Origin of the sequence: Enterococcus columbae DSM 7374 = ATCC 51263 (assembly GCF_000406925.1) — a bacterium.
Taxonomy (GTDB): domain Bacteria; phylum Bacillota; class Bacilli; order Lactobacillales; family Enterococcaceae; genus Enterococcus_E; species Enterococcus_E columbae.
In genome coordinates, this window is the sequence record NZ_KE136347.1 from 50,593 (window position 1) to 70,304 (window position 19,712).

Sequence of the window (19,712 nt, forward strand, 5' to 3'; positions counted from 1 at the left end):
TGCTTTATACTAAGAGCAGCATGAAAAAAGAAAGGAAGAGACCACGTTGAGCAAACAACAGGCTTTTCAAATAAGTGTACTAGCCAGTGGGAGTACTGGAAATAGTTTATATTTAGAAACAGATAAAAAACGGATATTAGTCGATGCGGGATTAAGTGGGAAAAAGGTTGTTTCTTTACTGGCTGAGGTAGGAAAAAAACCAGAAGATTTAGATGCAATTTTCGTAACCCATGAGCATGTCGATCATATAAAAGGGGTAGGCGTTTTAGCACGCAAATATAACCTTGATGTTTATGCCAATGAAGGTACTTGGCAAGCCATGGATCAAGCACTTGGTAGATTAGCACCCGAGCAAAAACATATTTTCAAAATGGGGACGACCATGACTTTAGGGGATATGGATATTGAAAGCTTTGGGGTATCACATGATGCGGCTCAGCCACAATTTTATCGCTTTTATCGCAACAATAAATCCTTTGCGATGCTAACAGATACAGGTTATTGTAGTGATTATCTACGCGGTATTATTAAAGGTGCTGATGCGTATTTAATTGAGAGCAATCATGATTTAGAAATGCTGCGAATGGGCGGCTATCCTTGGCCATTAAAGCAACGCATTCTAGGTGACAAAGGTCATTTATCCAATGAAGATGGCGCCTTAGTAATGACAGATGTGATTACCGATAACACGAAAAGAATTTATCTTGGGCATTTAAGTAAAGAAAATAATTTAGTGGAATTAGCGCATATGACGATGGAAGAAACTTTAAAGCGTTATGATTATGCTGTTGGCGAGTCATTTGAAATTTACGATACTAGCCCTGATCAAGCCTGTGCCTTGTTTACATTATAGCCTTAAAAACGAAGATTGTTTTTGCGTTGATCGGCTATGCGCATGTAATCTCTGGCTTGATAGTAAAATCTATAGCTGTAAAGATTTTAATGCCGATGTGCCTATTTAAACAGTTAGCTACAGATAAAATAAGGATGTGATAATAAAAAATCACATCCTTATTTTATTGTAAAACTTGATTGTTAAGAAGTTACAAGAAGTTCAATCAAAAGACTTGCAAATATTGACGAAAATGAGTAATATAATACTTGTGAGTTAGCACTCTATATACAAGAGTGCTAAATTCTAGATTCACTATATCTGGAGGGATACATTGTGTTAAGACCATTAGGTAATCGTGTAATTATTGAAGTTGCACAAGAAGAAGAAAAAACAATTGGTGGAATCGTATTAGCGTCAGCTGCCAAAGAAAAACCACAAACAGGAAAAATTGTTGCTGTTGGTGAAGGTGAAGTATTAGAAAATGGTTCAACTGTTGCAGTTCCTGTGAAAGTCGGCGAAACAGTGATGTTTGAGAAATATGCTGGCTCAGAAGTGAAATATGAAGGAAAAGAATATTTAATCTTGTCAGCTAAAGACATTATGGCAGTTGTAGAATAATAAAAGAATATTTTGAGGTGATTATTCATGGCAAAAGAAATCAAATTTGCAGAAGATGCGCGAGCAGCAATGCTACGTGGTGTAGATAAATTAGCAGATACAGTTAAAGTAACTTTAGGGCCAAAAGGTCGCAATGTTGTTTTAGAAAAATCATTTGGTTCCCCATTAATTACTAATGACGGAGTAACGATTGCGAAAGAAATTGAGTTAGAAGATCATTTTGAAAATATGGGAGCAAAATTAGTTTCTGAAGTTGCTTCTAAAACCAATGATATTGCTGGAGATGGTACAACGACTGCCACAGTGTTAACTCAAGCAATCGTACGTGAAGGCTTGAAAAATGTGACAGCTGGTGCCAATCCTTTAGGCATTCGCCGTGGGATTGAATTAGCAACAAAAGCTGCAGTTGAAGAATTACACAATATTTCTGCTATTGTAGATTCAAAAGAAGCAATTGCTCAAGTTGGTGCAGTATCTTCAGGTAGCGAACAAGTTGGTAACTACATTGCTGATGCGATGGAAAAAGTTGGTAATGATGGTGTAATTACTATCGAAGAATCAAAAGGGATTGAAACAGAATTAGAAGTCGTTGAAGGAATGCAATTTGACCGTGGTTACTTATCACAATATATGGTAACTGATAACGATAAAATGGAAGCTGTTTTAGAAAATCCATATATCTTAATTACTGATAAGAAGATTTCAAACATTCAAGAAATCCTACCATTATTAGAACAAATTTTACAACAATCAAAACCATTATTAATCATTGCTGATGATGTAGATGGTGAAGCTTTACCAACTTTAGTTTTAAATAAAATTCGTGGTACCTTTAATGTGGTTGCTGTCAAAGCACCTGGTTTTGGTGATCGTCGTAAAGCAATGCTTGAAGATATCGCTATTTTAACTGGTGGTACAGTCATTACTGAAGATTTAGGTCTTGAATTAAAAGATGCTACTTTACAAACTTTAGGTCAAGCAAGCAAAGTGGTAGTTAACAAAGATAACACAACAATTGTTGAAGGTGCTGGCTCATCAGATGCTATTCAAGCTCGCGTGCAAGTAATTAAAAATCAAATCGCAGAAACTACTTCTGATTTTGATCGTGAAAAATTACAAGAACGTCTAGCAAAATTAGCTGGTGGGGTTGCTGTAATTAAAGTTGGTGCCCCTACTGAAACTGAATTAAAAGAAATGAAATTACGTATTGAAGATGCTTTAAACGCAACTAGAGCAGCCGTAGAAGAAGGTATGGTTTCTGGTGGTGGTACAGCATTAGTAAACGTAATTAATAAAGTTGCTCAAGCAGAAAGCAATGAAACTGGTGATGTTGCGACTGGTGTGCGCATTGTTTTACGTGCGTTAGAAGAACCTGTTCGTCAAATTGCTGAAAATGCTGGTTATGAAGGCTCAGTTATCGTTGATCGCTTGAAAAAAGAAGAATTAGGTATTGGCTTTAACGCTGCTACTGGTGAATGGGTGAATATGTTGGAAGCAGGTATCGTTGACCCAACTAAAGTAACTCGTTCTGCTTTACAAAACGCTGCAAGTGTAGCTGCTTTATTATTAACAACTGAAGCGGTTGTAGCTGATAAACCAGAACCAGCTGCCCCAGCTGCTCCAGCGATGGATCCATCAATGATGGGCGGTATGATGTAAAATATGATTGCGGCTGACCCAAAAGTCCCTTTTTAAGTCAAAAATCGGAGAAAATGCTAATCGTTTTCTCCGTTTTTTTGTTTTTCGAAATAAAAAATAGAAAATTTGTGAATAAATATTTTAATTAAAGTTTTTTTTTTTATTTTTATGATATAATTCATGTGATTTTAGAATGGAGGATGCAAGTAATGTCCAAGAAATCTTTTGATGAATGTTACTTTACTTCAATACATGATATTGAAGTATTAGATGATATAGTTACTTATGTAGAAAGAAATTATGGCAAGTTAGGTAAATATGAAAATTCAATATTTTGCCCTGAGTGTAGACATGCAGAACTAAGTTACGTACATCAAACTTCTAGAACAAGAGCATTTTTGAGAAGGAAATTTAGAACTGTACATCTACCGGGGTGCTCATATAACTATGAATACAGTTCTCCTAAATTTTCTAAGGAATACTATGAGTTGCTAACAGATGATCAGATTCAGGATAAAATGGCCTCCATGATGCGTTCGTTGTTACGCGATTCACTAGATAATGGGGAGAATGTCATCCAGGCAAGTAACACTGTAGAAGTTGATAATCCATTGATTTTAGAGAAGGAGCAGAATGGTCAACAAATTCGAAAATCACTCAGACGCAAAAAATTGAGTACATGGCTTGATGAAGAGATTGCAGGGGAGCTTCATCTGTTTTATGGAGAAGTAAAATTAAAGGTTAGAAGGATTGAAAAAACTAATGAGGCAGGAGAGTCCTATTTCTATTACTTTTTAGATATCTTTTGTGAAAATAAAAATAGAGAGTGGAAGCGAAAAACACAAATTTATAGAGGAGCTATGGAAGATAGTATTGATGAAAATCAAATTTATTATTTTGTCGCCGTTGGTAATATAGATTTTTCTAATAGTTTTCCGAGATTGGAACTATCTAACAAGCAATCGATTTTATTTAAAGCAATTCAATAAAATATACATATTAGCTAAAATTAATGGTTCAGATTGGAGAAAATAATGAGTATTGAAAGGATCGGCGTAAGTGCAGTCTCAAAATGTATTGCTCAGATGGGACTGATTTTTCGAGAGCAACCTACAGACGATTATGGTATTGATGCTCAAATAGAGACTTTTGATCGAGGGTATGCAAGTGGGAGATTAATTGCGGTCCAAATCAAGTCGGGAGACTCTTACTTTGATGAAGTTACAAATGGTAATATTATATTTAGAGGTGATATAAAACACTATAATTATTGGATTAATCATTCATTACCTGTAATTCTAGTATTGTATAATCCACAAGATGATAAATGCTATTGGAAAGAAGTGAATGAAGAGACCGCTGTATTGACTGATAAAAGTTGGAAAATTGAAATTCCGATGACAAATGTTCTAGATCGTAGTGCAAAATCTCAGTTAGTAAGAATAGCCGATAATCTAACTGAATACGAAAAGAAATTTAATAGTTTTTTATTGGCTAAACCCTGGATGCAGGAAATTATTTCTGGTAATAAAGTAATTTTAACTGTTCAAGAATGGATCAATAAAACTTCAGGTAGGGGAGAGTTCAATCTGAGAATATTAGATAAAACTGGTCAAGAGAGACAAATTTTTAACCGTTCTTTTCTGGGGTTTGGATTAAAACCTTATGAGCAAGTTTTTAAAGAATTATTTCCTTGGGCTAAAATAATTATTGATGCTGAATTTTATGAAGTCTACGATGAAGAAGCCCTTTTGGAAAAAGATTTTGAAGCAGCACTGTGTACCTATCCTTTATCTGTCGGAGCGATACTAGACAGAGAGAATTTTTGTTATATATATCCTGACTCTTGTCCGTCTATAGAAGAGTGGATGAAAGACGTTGAGAATATTAGACCTTATAGGGTTGGAGCTGGAGAAGTTGCATTTTATCAATTGGTATTAGAAATAAATGATGTAGGGATGTCATTTATAAAATTAGATAATTTTATAAATAATATAAACTTCTATAAACTAGATAAACGTTTACTTAATTAAAAATTTCATTCTTTTGACTTAAAAAGGGACTTTTGGGTCATCCTCTTTTAGTTTAGAGGGAATTTTTGGCTCTATGATATTGTTAAGAAATAATATTTAAAATTTTTCGTTCGGTAACTTTTGAATCAGCTGCTTTTTGAGTACAAGCAATTAAATCTTCCAGTTCTTCTAAATCCTTAAGAGCAACTTTATTTCTGATGAAACCTCAAGATGCACTTCATTGAGACAGATAAGTTCTTTTATTTCTATTTTTTATCATATTTTTTGCTGCTTTTTCTGACTTTCACTTACATTACTCATTTTTTGAACTGTTGTTCTTAGTCAAAATCATGCCAATAAACAAGATAGCGTAAATAGCAACGAGCCATGATGGTAACTTGTCAATGATTGCTAATATAAAGCAGATAATACTGTACACTAGCATGAAAATGTAAAAATATTTTTTGTTCATAATATTTATGCTATAATGAAATGAGAGAGGGAGGGATAGCTTCCTCTCAATAAATTAATGTTTTTCGTCGTTATCGTGTATTTGTTTTAGTAGATAAACACTGCTTAAACAAATACACGATTTCGTTGGCTTTTTTTATTTCATCTAGCACAACTTCATCTCCTATAATCTCGTTATAATACATATACTATAGTTTGTCCATAAAACTATCAAAAAAATAAAAAATCTATCACATTTTTCAGTGGTGTAATATAAATATTTATCATCATAACCTAGCTATTCGACTAGAACTTTTTTGCGTGTTGCAATTAATTCTTCTAGTTCTTCTAAATCTTCCAAAGTTGAATGTAGCCGTATATAACTTTTAGCAGTTCGAAATTGATTTTTTCGGTTGCGTTCTTTACGAGCATCATCATCAGCTTGTATTTTTTCACGATATTTTTTAGTTGCTTTTAGTTGAGCTTCGCTTGTCTTGTTTGTGTTCAATGTCATTCAACTCCTTTTCTAAGTTTTGTTTGATTCGTTTGAGATAGGATAACCTAACGAACAATACAGCAATTATAGCGATAATTAAAGCAATTATTAATTTGAACATCATTTAGATGGTGTGATATAGTTTTAAGCAAGAGAAGGACTATTTGCCCTTTGTCTTGTTGATTTCTAGCTTTAGCTTTTGTGTTTCTAACTTTGTTTTTTGTTTTATAGAACAATTGTCGGATAGTTAGAATGCCAATTGCTAAGGCTTTTATTATCAGCACCATCTGTTCACCTCCTTCATGATTTTATTATGTTGTAATACGTTACATAAATCAACAGAAACATAAAAAATAAACAATTCACTACATTTTTTAGTGGCAGAGTATCAATATTTATCATCATAACGATTATCCCTTAGCTATTTGGCTAGGTTTTTAGTGCTTCTTTACTTTCGACAAAGCCCACCAATTTTAAGGTGCTACCAATTCTTAATCTCATTAAATCTGCATTACCTTTTCTCAAATTTGTGATACTAGTCCTATTTAAACTGTTATCTTTTCTATTTCATATAAAAAGGAAAAAAAGGGGCAAACATGTGATTGTAGTGTACACTAGTCCCTATTTTTTTCTTGATTTAATCATTTATTTGTTCGTTCGGGTGTCGTTTTTTAGAGAGATAAGAACCAATCAGTAAGCAAAATAAAAGTGCGGCAGTAAACCATAATGTGTGCCGACCAAGTAAAAAATGTTTGGCCGAATAGGCACCAAAAAAGCCACCGATAGCAAAACCGGTTAAAACTTGTAAATATAAGCGACATGTACGTAAATTACTACGAGATTCTAATAAGCCGAGGAAAAGATAATTGAAAGTGGATTGTACTAAATTTGTAATAGCAACATTGCCATAGTGGTAATTTTCTAGTTGATGAAAAGCATTGCCTTGCATACCGGCAATAAAAGAAATAATTAAAGCAATTTGCCATGTTTCGAGGTAATTTTGGAGTGTATTTGAGCCACAAAGGAGTAAAAGAATAATTTCTGCACAGATGACCCAATGAGACCAATAGTGCGTCTTTCGACTTTTGTTGGCAAAATGAGTGAAAATGGCAGTCAAGGCAGCACCGCAACCGAAAACAAGAATGGAAAAAAGAGGATGGAGCCACTTTTTAGGATCATTGATACCAATGCCATAACTAAAAATGATGACGTTCCCAGATAACACTGTGGCAAATTGACCAGCAGTGATATACGTAAAGCCATCCATGGAACCAGTTGCCATAGCGATAATGGTGGCAAGTAACGGTCGATCAAAAAAGGGGAATTGTAATTCGTTGGTGGGCTTTTTGAGGATAGATTGATTCTGTTGCAAGTAATATCAACTCCTATTTATTGAAGTAATTGCCTAAGTTTATTATAGGAGAAAGTTAGGATTTTGAAAAATAAAAACTATATAACTAATAGTAATCAGCAAGTAAAGGGAATCTTTACTTGCTGATTTCATCTGTATTTTGAGTATAGTAATCAATAATCGTTTTAATTAATTCTACTGAAGGAGCCACGGTTTTTTGATTGTAATAAGCAGCGAAACGTTCATCTGCTACATACATTTCAGCTAAAGAGCGATGATATTCTCTAGAATAAAATGGTGCAGCGATACTTAGCCAAGTTCGATGATTGATAAAGGCTTGCTTAGCTAAAGCGTTAGGGAGTGGCTGAGGTTGAGTAAGTAACTGATTTAGTGCTTGAATCAATTGTTCTTCTGCTTGTTGCATTTGTTTAAATTGCTCTTTTGTAAGTTGCTGCCATTTTTGATTGGCTTGATTTACTTGTTCATCTCCATATTTTTCACGAATTTCTTGTCCATATTTTTCTTCGTTATCGATTAATTTTTGTTGTTTGAAATAATTGAATTTTTCATTATCGGTCATTGTATTCTCTCCTTTTAAATTTTGTAAAGTTTGCGTTAGTGCATAGAGTTGTTGTTCAATCGCATTTTTTTGTTGGATAAGTTTCATCTGTTGCATTTGCAAAGCTTGATAAATTTCCGCTTTTTCTTTAGACATTATTGTTTGAATTTCATTTAAACTCAGGCCAAATGTTTTGAAAAAGAGAATCTGTTGCAATCGATTGACTTCTTGACTGCCATAGATACGATAACCATTTGAGCGAATTTTTTTAGGCTGCAATAACCCAATTTCATCGTAGTAATGAAGGGTTCGTTTGCTAACACCGCTCATAGTGGCTAATTGTTGTACAGTATATTCCAATGTCAACATCCTTTCTGGTAAACTAGCTTACAAGATTATCATAAACGGTCACGTAACGATAGAGTCAAGTTTTTTTTTTGAAAATTTGTTAAGTTTTGAGAATTGTAATAAGTAAATATCCGCCTTTAGACCTATTCATTATTTAAAAGTTTATAGTAAATTTGCTATATCAATACTTTAGAGGTGAATTATGAAAAATATTTGTTACTTTGAAATGCATCCGCCTAAGTCATGGTGGCGGCCATTAATGGTGGTGCTATTTGTTTTTTTGTGTTTTCAAGGAATGGGGAGTTACTTTTTATTTGCATTCAGCACGCTTTTTACTCATGAAAGTTTTGCACAGCTAGCAAGTGATAAGCTGAGTGTTAGTATGAATCTTTGTTCATTATTTGGCTTTGGCTTTGCGCTTTTGGGCATTATTTATTGGAATCAGAAAGTCAATAAACGTCCAATTGCTGCTTTAGGTTTCACTAAGGAAAAACTTTTTAGTCGCTATGCTTTAGGCTTTACCATTGGTGGCTTAGCAATTATTTTATTAGCGCTTGTTGCTATGTTGATGGGTAGTTTATCTTTTGAGATAAATAGCCAGCTACGAATAGGCGTGTTTATCGCTTTATTAATAGGTTTTATGATTCAAGGATTAACAGAAGAGGTTTTGTGTCGAGGTTATCTTCAAGGTAGTTTAAGTGCGATAATGGATAAAAAGTGGGCGATTGTGCTTAATGCAGTCTTTTTTGCTATACTACATGGAGCCAATCCGGGTATTCGCTTCATTCCTTTAATGAATTTATTTTTGTTTGGTTTACTCTTTGGGCTATTATATTATTTTAGTGAAAATATTTTATTCGTTGGCGCTATACATAGTGCTTGGAATTTTTTCCAAGGCCCTGTTCTTGGCATAAAAGTAAGCGGGATGAATTCAGTTACCTCTCTTTTAAACGCCAAAAGTGCAACCGCTAATTGGATAAATGGGGGTAGCTTTGGGATTGAAGGAAGTATACTAACTACTATTTTAGGGATTGCAAGTTGTTTGCTATTATATTACATGATTGTAAATAAAAAAAGTCAGTAAAATAAACTTTTTTAAGTCAATGGTTCTCAATTATGAGACATTGGCTTTTTATTGTATTGACAGATATGTTATAATAGCCTCAAATAAATTTTATGAAATCAATGGAGCATTCCTCCTATTGATGAAAGGATTGTTATAGATGCAAAAATTATATCCTGATGATAGTTTAACCTTGCATACTGATTTATATCAAATTAATATGATGCATACCTATTGGGAATTGGGACGTGCGGATTTGAATGTGGTTTTTGAGTGTTATTTTCGCGATATGCCTTTTAAGCATGGTTATGCTATTTTTGCGGGATTACAGCGAATTGTTGAGTATTTAGAAAATCTAAAATTTACAGAGAGTGATATTGCTTATTTAAGGGAGATTGAACAATATCCTGAAGGTTTTTTAGAATACTTAGCAAACTTTAAGTTTAGTTGTACAGTACGTTCAGCTCTTGAAGGAGATTTGGTATTTAATAATGAGCCGATTTTACAAATTGAAGGCCCCTTGGCGCAAGCACAATTAGTTGAAACGGCGCTGTTAAATATTGTGAACTTCCAAACGCTAATCGCCACTAAAGCAGCTAGAATCAAATCGGTATTAGGGCATGATCCTTTACTTGAATTTGGTACAAGAAGAGCGCAGGATTTAGATGCTGCAATTTGGGGTACTAGAGCGGCCTATATTGGTGGCGCGGATGCGACAAGTAATGTCCGAGCAGCGAAAATTTTCGGTATTCCAGCAAGTGGGACCCATGCGCATTCATTAGTCCAATCTTATGGGAATGACTATGATGCTTTTATGGCTTATGCCAAAACGCATAAGGATTGTGTCTTTTTAGTAGATACCTATGACACATTAAAATTAGGTGTACCTAGTGCGATTCGTGTCGCTAAGGAGATGGGGGATAAAATCAATTTTCTTGGTGTGCGTATTGATAGTGGGGATATGGCCTATATTTCTAAACGTGTTCGCGAACAATTAGATGAAGCCGGTTTTCCAAATGCCAAAATCTATGCGTCAAATGATTTGGATGAAAGTACCATTTTAAGCTTAAAAATGCAAAAGGCGAAAATTGATGTTTGGGGCGTAGGAACCAAGCTAATTACTGCCTATGATCAACCTTCTTTAGGGGCAGTATATAAGATGGTTTCTATTGAAAATGAAGAGGGAGAAATGGTGGATACCATTAAGTTATCAAGTAATGCTGAAAAGGTAACGACTCCAGCGAAGAAGCAGGTTTGGCGGATTACCCGTAATTCTGATGGAAAATCTCAAGGAGACTACATTACTTTATGGCATGAAGATCCCCGTAAAGAAGAGGAAATCTATATGTTCCATCCAGTGCATACCTTTATTAATAAGACAGTTACTGATTTTTCAGCTCGACCATTGTTACAAGATATTTTTGTGGAAGGAAAGTTAGTGTATCAATTACCAACTTTAGAAGAAATCAAACATTATGCCCAACAAAACTTAGATTCATTATGGGAAGAATATAAACGTGATTTAAATCCTCAAAAATATCCGGTTGATTTATCAACAGAATGTTGGAATCACAAGATGAATTTATTAGATAAAGTGCGTAAGGCAACAATCGAGCAACATAATTTGATGAAGTAATTTGAGGTGAATGAGATGACATTACAAGAAAAAATTATTGCTGAATTAGGCGTAAAACCAAGCATCGATCCTGCTGAAGAAGTTCGCAAGAGTGTTGATTTTTTAAAAGCATATATGAAAAAACACGCCTTCTTAAAAACTTATGTGCTAGGCATTAGTGGTGGGCAGGATTCTAGTCTGGCCGGACGTTTAGCACAATTAGCAATGGAAGAATTACGTGAAGAAACACAAGATGATGCTTACCAATTTATCGCTGTGCGCCTACCGTATGGTGTACAAGCTGATGAAGCAGATGCGAAACGTGCCTTAGCCTTTATTCAGCCTGACCAAGCACTTACTGTAAATATTCAACAACCAGTTGATGGTCAAGTGGCTGCTTTAGCCCAAGCTGGTGTAGAGGTATCAGATTTTAATAAAGGAAACATCAAAGCTCGCCAACGAATGATTACGCAATATGCTATTGCCGGAGCCAATCAGGGAGCTGTGATTGGTACAGATCATGCGGCTGAAAACATTACTGGCTTTTTCACGAAGTATGGGGACGGTGGGGCAGATATTTTACCAATTTTCCGTTTGAATAAACGTCAAGGTAAACAGCTACTAGCTTATCTAGGTGCTGATGAGGCCATCTATCAAAAAGTCCCAACTGCTGATTTAGAAGACGGAAAACCATTATTAGCCGATGAAGCAGCTTTAGGGGTAACTTATGATGAAATTGATGATTATTTAGAAGGAAAAGTGGTCTCTGAGCAAGCTAAAGCGACGATTGAGGCTTGGTGGAATAAAACCGAACATAAACGTCATTTACCAATTACGATTTTTGATGATTTTTGGAAATAAAAAGGTTCTATGATATTTAGTGTTGTTACTCAAATTGAGGATAACGCTGAATATCTTTTTTTGTTTGAAACAATAGAAAAAGACATCTGTTTCCTCTATAATTAAGTCGACCAAAACCATTAAGGAGTGAAACATGATGTCTTTCTTACATAATATCAAAAAAACTTGTGCAAGTACAACGAATCTTATCAAAAATATCCTAAATATTAAGGATAAACATATTACTTTTCCTGCTTATGCTTACGCATTTTCTGACGAGAAGGTCCATGGCGTGTTTTCTAAAGTCTTTTCTGGTTTGCTTTCCTACCCTGAAAATCCCCATTGTTGTTCTTCTTGTGGAAAGTCAGGTACGGTTATTAAGCATACGCCTAAAGCTAGTTTGATTCAAATGATTCCTTATCAAAATGTGCCGACCTACCTGCGTTTATACAAGCAACGTTATCGTTGTAAAGCGTGCGGACAAACGTTTTCCGCTACGACAAACATCGTTGATGAACGTTGCTATCTTTCAAATGCATTGAAATTCGCTATCCTACATGATTTGAAGCAAAAATGTGCAATGACGGATATCGCCAAGCGCTATTTTGTCTCGCCTAAATCAGTTGAACGAATCTTAAAGTCTTACTCTTATGAGCTAAATCCTTACCATATGCAACTACCAGAATGCCTGCTCATTGATGAATTCAAAGGAACGAGCGATTGTAACGGGAAAATGTGCTTTATTTTAAGTGATGGACAATCCGGGAAAATCATTGATATTTTAGACGATCGCAGAAATTTCGTAATTAAAGACTTTTTTCTACGTTTTAGTTTGGAAAGTCGAAATCGTGTCAAATATGTGGTCATGGATATGAATGCCGCTTATCCTTATGTCATTAAAGAAGTATTGCCCAATGCATCAATTGTCATTGATCGTTTCCATATTATCCAACAACTCACTCGAGCGTTGAATAAAAAAAGAATTCAAGTGATGAAAGCATTGCGCTATAAAAATCAACGTGCTTACAATAAATTCAAACGCTATTGGAAGTTGCTTTTAATGCCTGAAGATCACTTAAACTTTGAGAAATATGTACAATATCCCTTATTCGATCGAAGATATGTGACACAGACTGAGGTGGTGGATACGTTACTTAGTTTTGATGATGCATTCAGACAGTGTTACCAGATTTATCAAGAGCTACTTGCTTGTTTTCATCAAAAGCAGCTAGACGAATTCTTCCATATTCTTCACACGCTACCTGAAGACTTAGATATAGCCTTTAAAAAATCGCTGAAATATTTAATCAAACATACACACGCTATAAAAAATGCGATACAATCCCCTTACTCCAACGGAAAATTAGAAGGGAAAAACAATTTAATCAAGGTCTTTCAGCGAGTGGCTTTTGGATTTAGAAACTTTAGTAATATGCGAAGAAGAATCTTTTTATACGAAGAAAATTGGCATACAAAACAACCAACTAAAAGAAATTGTGGGGAGAAATCCGCCTAAATCTCTTTCTCAATCAGACTGCTATTGTAACAGGCGAGCTTTCGCTTGTGCAAGGGCTTTGCAAGTGACCGATCTTCGTCTCGGTCACCCTTGCACGCTTAGCTGCCTGTTTGACAAAAAGCATCGATTGAAAAAGAAAATAAAAACAGGAGAGAAAGTCATCGAAAAAATAACTTCCTCTCCCATCGACTTAATTGCCAACAACACTAGTTGACAAAGAACCAATAAAAATAGCGACTATAACTTAGTGTGATTTTCTAAGTTATAGTCGCATTTTTAATCACTTGAACAATCAAGCGTATTTGAGTGAGTTAAGTCATAGCTTTGCGCTAAATTTTTGATATGTTCATTTATTTCTAAAATAATTGGCACGTTGATTTCACGCTTCATTAGTAAATAGAAGTGTCGGATATTTTCCTTATCTAAAGGTCGATAGCTTACTTCAGCAGATAGGGTACACTTGGGTACGATAGAGCGACCAACATGATTTTTTAGCATGGAACCAATCATTTCATCAGTATCAATTTCAATGATTTTAGGCATGAGATGGTTGGTTTGCAAGTATTGTTGATTGAACTGGCGCAGGGTTAAATCATCATTGCCTAAAAGCCAGTATTCGCTATCTAAATCACCAGCTAAGACTAGTTCATCGACCGCTAATGGTGTACGCACAAATTCTTTTAAGTTTTCGGCTTGTTCAATTAGACCAAGATCAGCCTTGTTTTCCTCGAGTAAATGTAAAACTTCTTCGTTATTCCCTACTTTAAAAATAAAATCGACATGAGGAAAATCTAATAATAATTGACTAACTAATTTAGGCAGATAAAAAACTGCGCAAAAATGTGAGCTGACAATTGTGCATGACTTCCGCTGCTTTTGTTTTTCGGTTATTTGATCTACGGCATCATCCCATTGCTTAACGATTTTTTCAATAATCGGATACATATAATCGGCTGCCGGAGTTGGCGTAATTTCTTGTTTACCGTTGCGAATAAATAAAGGCACGGTAAGCATTTCTTCTAATTTTTTAATTTGAGAAGAAACGGTTGGCTGAGATAAAAATAAATAATCAGCTGAACGAGTGAAATTATGAGTGGCATAAACCGATAAAAAAGTTCTAAGTAATTGAAACAAGGGAAGTCCTCCTTAGATAATAAAAATAGTTAGTTAAGATAAGTGCGTAATTTTTGATAGATTTGTTCTACATCTTGAGTCGTACCACGTAATTCAAAATCAGCAATCAAGGGTACTTGAAATTCTTGGGCATATTGCTTAGCCGTTAGACAGTATTGATGATTAAAATTACGATTGCCACTGCCGACAATTCCAAGACAAGCTTGAGCATTCTGATTAAAACGTAAAAATTCTCTCAAGGGCTCAGTTAAAATTTCAACATCACCATTGTCAATGCCATTTCCCCCTTCTAAATAAGTCGGTACAAAGGCAAAGAATGGTTCAGTAATTTCATGAGGTGTGGTCTGTAGATGAACTTCTTGACTAATGATTTTTGGCAGCTTGGCATCGTTTTGCTGCTGCTCGTGTGCATATTTTGTTAATTTTTGAATAAAGGCTCGAGTATTGCCTGAAATAGATATATAAATAATATGGATGTCTTTCATCAAAATCCCTCCAGTTCTAGTATAACAGATTTTTTTTATAAGAATAATAAATATCATTATTTATTAGTAATATTTAAGATGAAAAGTCAGTTTATTTTAAAGCTTTTTTGTTAATACAAAAAGTTACGAAAGTTATTTAATTTTTATTAAATAAGATAGCCGTTCATTTAATTTTTAGCTTGACATTGATAACCTTCAGCCAAAATAGCCGTTTGGTATTCATTTGTCTGTAAATTAGAGGAGATATGTGGTTTTTTATGATAAAGCCAGTAATCTAGAACTGCAGCAATGCAGATACATTTGGCCGCATGTTTACTTTCAGGGATATCTAACACATAGTAATCACCACTAAAAAGCGAAGCAGTATTCATCGTCATAATTTTTTTATTGAAATGATGGATTTGATATTGATGTTGATAAATATTCCCGTGAGCAGCCCAATGCAATTGCTTAATATAATAAAAATCTCCCGGCCAATTGAAAATTTTTCGCATCACACCAACTTGTTGCCGATGTTCATAAATTGCAAAACGACTGCCAAACAGAATGCTAAGCTGCTTGATTTGCGCGATGAGTTGACCATTCATTTTATACAGCGAAAGGACATCTTTTTGTCTGCCCCACGTGCCGACCATTAAAAAAAGTTGTTTGCCTTGTTCATCTTTTATTATCGTGCGGGTAACATTGGAAAGCTGTTGATCTTGAATATAGTATTCTGGCATAAAATTTCCTTCTTTAGGTTAATTTTTCATCAATTGCTCTAAAAATGGCTTTACCAACCCCACTATTAACATTGGTATCTGTTTGATATTTGGCGGCAGCTTTTAAATCATCAATTGCATTTTCCATAGCAAAGCTTACGCCAGCCATTTGAATCATGCTCAAATCATTCAGGTTATCACCAATGGTCATCACTTGTGTTAAGGGAATTTGTAATAGCTCAGCCATTTGTTTTACGGCTAACCCCTTTTGCGCCATTTTATGATTGATTTCAATGTTATTGCTACCAGAAGAGGTAACAGCTAACTCGTTAAAATCTTGTAGCTTTTGGCGCACCTTAGCTAAAATTTCTGGTCGCTTATGTTCAAAACCAATGATCTTTAGCACCTGTACCTGTGGTTGGTTGATATACGCTTTCAGATTAGGAACAATTTTAATCGGTAGCTGATCAAAACGTGCTGATGTCATCGCAATGGCCATTTGATAGGTTAAATGAGGCATTCGTTCACATAAAAAGGCGGCGAAAGTTTCGATTCTACGGGCCAAATCTTGAGAAAAAGTCCCTTCGTTAGTTGAAATTTCATAATAAATGTGTTCTTGTTCTAAAATTTCAATAATGGCTAAAGCTAGCTCCTGCTCAATTCCAGCAGTAAAGAGTACGTTTTTATTTTGATCAAAAGCTTGTGCTCCATTTAAAGTAATCATCGGGCAGGTAATGTTGGCATCACTTAAAGCAGGGAGTACCTCGGTGATATTCCGACCAGTACAAACCATGAATTGAATCCCTTTATCTTGAGCATAGCGAATGGCTTGAATATTTTCCTCAGAAATTTGCATGTGTTCATCTAATAAAGTGCCGTCCATATCAGAGGCAATCATTTGGATCATAGCGTTCATCCTTTCGATTATGGGTAACTTATATCTATTAGTTTATCACAATTTAACTATAGGCTCTATGATTCAAAACAAATTCTCCTTTGGCAATTAAATAAAAAATTGTTACAATAGAGCCAGTTGAGTTTTTAAGCAAAGGATGTGAAGGATTAACGTTTAATCCCTAAAAATGAAAACGATTATTTCAAATAGTTGGCAAGAAATATTAGCCGACGAGTTTGCTAAGCCTTATTATCAACAGCTACGTCAATTTTTAAAAACGGAATATCAAACTAAAATGATTTATCCGGATATGTATCATATCTATGAAGCGTTAGAACTTACCCCCTATGAAGAGGTAAAAGTAGTAATCTTAGGACAAGATCCTTATCACGGGCCTAATCAGGCGCATGGTTTGGCTTTTTCCGTGCAGCCGGGAGTGAACTTACCTCCATCTTTACGGAATATTTATCAAGAATTACAAGCTGATTTAGGGATTGTGCCAGTCCAACATGGTCATTTAACTGCTTGGGCCAAACAAGGGGTACTTTTATTAAATACCGTTTTGACTGTTCAAGCAGGTAAAGCCTATTCCCATCGAGGCCATGGTTGGGAACAATTCACCGATGTCATTATTCAAAAGCTTAGTCAAAGACAAACGCCGATGGTATTTATTTTATGGGGAAAACCAGCACAGCAAAAAATCAAAATGATTGATACTTCTCGCCATGTGATTATCCAATCGGCACATCCGAGTCCTTTATCTGCTTATCGCGGTTTTTTTGGCTCAAGACCGTTTTCAAGAACAAATGAAGCATTAAAAAGTTTTGGTTTAGCACCGATTAATTGGCAATTACCAATGCAAGAATAATTGGCTCAACGATTTGTAAGCTTGTTTGAAACAGTAAAAAAAAACGCTAGTTACTGTGGTATTTGAAAAACTGTGAAAATGTTAACAATATTGTTCTTATAAGGTTTTTTTTAATATTACAGAAAAAAAGAACTGTTCATTTCATACAATGTGTTGTACAATGTAAGGGTATTAATGTACTGGAGGTTGTCCAAATGGAATTGTTCGATAGTTTAAAATTTAAAATTGTAAGAAGACATATTAAAATTGCGTTTCCAGAAGCTACAGATCCTCGTATTTTAGGAGCAGCAGCACGTTTGAAATCTGAAGAATTAGTTGAACCGGTTTTAATTGGGAAGACAGCAGATATCCAAAAAGCAGCTCAAGCTCGTGGAATTGCTTTAGATAATTTTGAAATATTAGATCCTGATAACTATGATCGTTGGGATGAAATGGTAGAAGCTTTTGTTGCTCGTCGTAACGGTAAAGCAACTAAAGAGCAAGCTGAAACAATTTTAAAAGACGTGAATTACTTTGGTACCATGCTTACTTATATGGGAATTACAGAAGGAATGGTTTCTGGAGCAATTCATTCCACTGGGGATACTGTGCGTCCAGCTTTACAAATCATCAAAACTAAGCCAGGTGTCAGTCGTACAAGTGGAGCCTTTTTAATGGTTCGTGGACGTGACCAAGAGAAATATTTATTTGGCGATTGCGCGATTAATGTGGATCCAACAGCTCAGGAGCTAGCTGAGATTGCCGTGGCTTCTGCTAAGACAGCTGAATTATTTGATATTGAACCAAAAGTAGCGATGCTAAGCTTCTCAACAAAAGGTTCAGCTAAAGCGCCAATGGTTGATAAGGTCGTGGAAGCAACTAAAATTGCGCAAGATCTAGCACCTGAATATCAAATTGATGGGGAATTACAATTTGATGCGGCTTATGTGCCAAGCGTGGCAGCTCAAAAAGCACCACAATCAGAAGTAGCTGGTGCTGCAACTGTCTTTATCTTCCCAGATTTACAAGCCGGAAATATTGGTTATAAGATTGCCCAACGTTTCGGTGGTTTTGAAGCAATTGGTCCAATTTTACAAGGTTTGAATAAACCAGTTTCTGACCTTTCTCGTGGTTGTAATGAAGAAGATGTCTACAAATTATCTATTATCACTGCAGTTCAAACTTTATTAGATAAATAATGTGTTGATTGCTGCAAGCTATTTCGCTATTTGTTGCTTTGTCTTTGACAGATGTAACAAATAGCGTTTTTTTATGATAAAATGAAGGAAAGAATATTTTTGAAGGTGAGGGAGCTTTTTGATTACGATTACTGATCTTAGCCAAATGGAAAAATTAGGTGTTTTACTTGGACAAAGTGCACCAAGCGGGAGTGTTTTGATTCTCTCAGGTGATTTAGGTGCAGGCAAAACCACTTTGTCAAAAAGTATTGCCAAGGGTTTAGGGATTCACCAAATGATTAAAAGTCCTACGTATACCTTGATTCGTGAATATCAAGAAGGTCGATTGCCGTTTTACCATATGGATGTTTATCGGATTGATGGCGATGTGGCAGGGATGGGATTAGAAGAATATTTTGAAGGTGACGGTCTGAGTGTTGTTGAATGGGGAGAATTACTAACAGAAATGCCTGAGGATTATTTACACTTGACGATTCATAAAGATGCAACTGATGAAAATTGTCGCAAGCTTGTCTTTGAGGCGAATGGGCCACTTGCACAAGCTTGGTTAACGACGATTTTGGCTGAGGGGACTTTTCATGAGTAGTGAAGTAAATTTATTGATTCGCCAAGCAAAGGCTTCAGATGCTCGTGATTTACTGGCATTAAGTCAACAAGTCGCCAGTGAAACAGATTATTTAATTATGGATGAATATGGGATGGGCTTAAGTGAAGCGTTATTAGCTAATCAACTTGAATTATTAGCTAATGCTAATAATCAGCTATTGTTACTGGCTTTTGATGGTTCAAATTGTATTGGGGCTGCTTCAATTAAAGGCAATGAAGAATATCGGATTGAACATATTGGTGAAGTAGGCATTTTTATTTTAAAAGACTATTGGTCTTTAGGAATTGGTTCTATTTTAATGGAAGAATTAATTGACTATGCAAAAGCGGTTGGTTGTTTTAAACGCTTAGAATTAACGGTTCAAGCAAGAAACATCCCAGCAATTCATCTTTATCAAAAATTTGGTTTTGTTAAAGAAGGCACTCTTAAATACGGTGCGAAACTTTCATCAGGAAAATTAGTCGATGTGTATTTATATGCCAAGTATTTTGAGTAGGTGATAA

Annotated in this window: 21 protein-coding genes; 13 read left to right on the forward strand and 8 right to left on the reverse strand. The window is 35.2% G+C overall.

Annotation, left to right across the window (positions count from 1 at the left end; translation table 11 throughout):
* Window positions 1–46: 46 nt before the first annotated feature.
* The 5 genes from RK02_RS00240 to RK02_RS00260 all read left to right on the forward strand — a co-directional run bounded on the left by RK02_RS00240 (window position 47) and on the right by RK02_RS00260 (window position 5,124).
* A complete protein-coding gene (locus tag RK02_RS00240; protein WP_016182220.1) occupies window positions 47–853 on the forward strand; it encodes an MBL fold metallo-hydrolase in 807 nt (268 codons plus the stop codon).
* Between the two features lie 315 nt (window positions 854–1,168).
* Window positions 1,169–1,453, forward strand: coding sequence for a co-chaperone GroES (gene groES / locus RK02_RS00245; RefSeq protein ID WP_016182221.1), 285 nt, complete (start codon window positions 1,169–1,171; stop codon window positions 1,451–1,453).
* Window positions 1,454–1,480: 27 nt separating this feature from the next.
* Window positions 1,481–3,112, forward strand: a complete 1,632-nt coding sequence (groL, locus tag RK02_RS00250) for a chaperonin GroEL (protein ID WP_016182222.1) — start codon at window positions 1,481–1,483, stop codon at window positions 3,110–3,112.
* Window positions 3,113–3,300: 188 nt separating this feature from the next.
* Window positions 3,301–4,080 carry a hypothetical protein gene (locus tag RK02_RS00255; RefSeq protein WP_016182223.1) on the forward strand — a complete coding sequence of 260 codons (780 nt, stop codon included), beginning with the start codon at window positions 3,301–3,303 and terminating at the stop codon, window positions 4,078–4,080.
* Window positions 4,081–4,125: 45 nt separating this feature from the next.
* On the forward strand, window positions 4,126–5,124 hold the full coding sequence (locus RK02_RS00260; RefSeq protein WP_016182224.1) for a DUF4365 domain-containing protein: 999 nt from the start codon (window positions 4,126–4,128) through the stop codon (window positions 5,122–5,124).
* Window positions 5,125–5,851: 727 nt separating this feature from the next.
* Here RK02_RS00260 and RK02_RS00265 read toward each other — a convergent pair.
* The 4 genes from RK02_RS00265 to RK02_RS00280 form a co-directional block, all read right to left on the reverse strand.
* On the reverse strand, window positions 5,852–6,067 hold the full coding sequence (locus RK02_RS00265) for a hypothetical protein (protein ID WP_016182225.1): 216 nt from the start codon (window positions 6,065–6,067) through the stop codon (window positions 5,852–5,854).
* A 47-nt stretch (window positions 6,068–6,114) separates the two neighbouring features.
* Window positions 6,115–6,336 (reverse strand): hypothetical protein, encoded by a 222-nt coding sequence (locus RK02_RS00270; protein WP_016182226.1) that lies wholly within the window; start codon window positions 6,334–6,336, stop codon window positions 6,115–6,117.
* A 350-nt stretch (window positions 6,337–6,686) separates the two neighbouring features.
* The gene (locus RK02_RS00275) at window positions 6,687–7,421 is read right to left on the reverse strand and encodes a YoaK family protein (protein WP_016182227.1); all 735 of its coding nucleotides are present in this window, start codon (window positions 7,419–7,421) and stop codon (window positions 6,687–6,689) included.
* A 115-nt stretch (window positions 7,422–7,536) separates the two neighbouring features.
* On the reverse strand, window positions 7,537–8,319 hold the full coding sequence (locus RK02_RS00280) for a MerR family transcriptional regulator (RefSeq protein ID WP_016182228.1): 783 nt from the start codon (window positions 8,317–8,319) through the stop codon (window positions 7,537–7,539).
* Window positions 8,320–8,509: 190 nt separating this feature from the next.
* On the opposite strand from RK02_RS00280, the gene RK02_RS00285 reads away from it, so the two are divergent.
* From RK02_RS00285 to RK02_RS00300, 4 genes are all read left to right on the forward strand, one after another.
* Complete coding sequence (locus tag RK02_RS00285) at window positions 8,510–9,391, forward strand: CPBP family intramembrane glutamic endopeptidase (protein ID WP_016182229.1); 882 nt, start codon at window positions 8,510–8,512, stop codon at window positions 9,389–9,391.
* A 139-nt stretch (window positions 9,392–9,530) separates the two neighbouring features.
* Entirely contained in the window at window positions 9,531–11,006 is a 1,476-nt protein-coding gene (locus RK02_RS00290; protein ID WP_016182230.1) for a nicotinate phosphoribosyltransferase, read from the forward strand.
* A gap of 15 nt (window positions 11,007–11,021) precedes the next feature.
* Window positions 11,022–11,846, forward strand: coding sequence for an ammonia-dependent NAD(+) synthetase (gene nadE / locus RK02_RS00295; RefSeq protein ID WP_016182231.1), 825 nt, complete (start codon window positions 11,022–11,024; stop codon window positions 11,844–11,846).
* A 136-nt stretch (window positions 11,847–11,982) separates the two neighbouring features.
* Window positions 11,983–13,341, forward strand: coding sequence for an ISL3 family transposase (locus RK02_RS00300; RefSeq protein ID WP_016182232.1), 1,359 nt, complete (start codon window positions 11,983–11,985; stop codon window positions 13,339–13,341).
* Window positions 13,342–13,617: 276 nt separating this feature from the next.
* Here RK02_RS00300 and RK02_RS00305 read toward each other — a convergent pair whose 3' ends face one another.
* The 4 genes from RK02_RS00305 to RK02_RS00320 all read right to left on the reverse strand — a co-directional run bounded on the left by RK02_RS00305 (window position 13,618) and on the right by RK02_RS00320 (window position 16,568).
* Window positions 13,618–14,475 (reverse strand): LysR family transcriptional regulator, encoded by an 858-nt coding sequence (locus tag RK02_RS00305; protein ID WP_016182233.1) that lies wholly within the window; start codon window positions 14,473–14,475, stop codon window positions 13,618–13,620.
* Between the two features lie 29 nt (window positions 14,476–14,504).
* Complete coding sequence (gene nrdI / locus RK02_RS00310) at window positions 14,505–14,960, reverse strand: class Ib ribonucleoside-diphosphate reductase assembly flavoprotein NrdI (RefSeq protein ID WP_016182234.1); 456 nt, start codon at window positions 14,958–14,960, stop codon at window positions 14,505–14,507.
* 167 nt (window positions 14,961–15,127) lie between these two features.
* The gene (locus RK02_RS00315) at window positions 15,128–15,682 is read right to left on the reverse strand and encodes an LURP-one-related/scramblase family protein (RefSeq protein ID WP_016182235.1); all 555 of its coding nucleotides are present in this window, start codon (window positions 15,680–15,682) and stop codon (window positions 15,128–15,130) included.
* A 13-nt stretch (window positions 15,683–15,695) separates the two neighbouring features.
* Window positions 15,696–16,568: a Cof-type HAD-IIB family hydrolase gene (locus tag RK02_RS00320; protein ID WP_016182236.1), complete on the reverse strand. Its 873-nt coding sequence runs from the start codon at window positions 16,566–16,568 to the stop codon at window positions 15,696–15,698.
* A 175-nt stretch (window positions 16,569–16,743) separates the two neighbouring features.
* On the opposite strand from RK02_RS00320, the gene RK02_RS00325 reads away from it, so the two are divergent.
* The 4 genes from RK02_RS00325 (at window position 16,744) to RK02_RS00340 (ending at window position 19,705) form a co-directional block, all read left to right on the forward strand.
* Window positions 16,744–17,424 carry a uracil-DNA glycosylase gene (locus tag RK02_RS00325; protein ID WP_016182237.1) on the forward strand — a complete coding sequence of 227 codons (681 nt, stop codon included), beginning with the start codon at window positions 16,744–16,746 and terminating at the stop codon, window positions 17,422–17,424.
* 194 nt (window positions 17,425–17,618) lie between these two features.
* Window positions 17,619–18,602: a phosphate acetyltransferase gene (gene pta / locus RK02_RS00330; RefSeq protein WP_016182238.1), complete on the forward strand. Its 984-nt coding sequence runs from the start codon at window positions 17,619–17,621 to the stop codon at window positions 18,600–18,602.
* Between the two features lie 118 nt (window positions 18,603–18,720).
* On the forward strand, window positions 18,721–19,188 hold the full coding sequence (gene tsaE, locus RK02_RS00335) for a tRNA (adenosine(37)-N6)-threonylcarbamoyltransferase complex ATPase subunit type 1 TsaE (RefSeq protein WP_016182239.1): 468 nt from the start codon (window positions 18,721–18,723) through the stop codon (window positions 19,186–19,188).
* On the forward strand, window positions 19,181–19,705 hold the full coding sequence (locus tag RK02_RS00340) for a GNAT family N-acetyltransferase (protein ID WP_016182240.1): 525 nt from the start codon (window positions 19,181–19,183) through the stop codon (window positions 19,703–19,705). The genes tsaE and RK02_RS00340 overlap by 8 nt, the downstream gene beginning before the upstream one ends.
* Window positions 19,706–19,712: the final 7 nt, after the last annotated feature.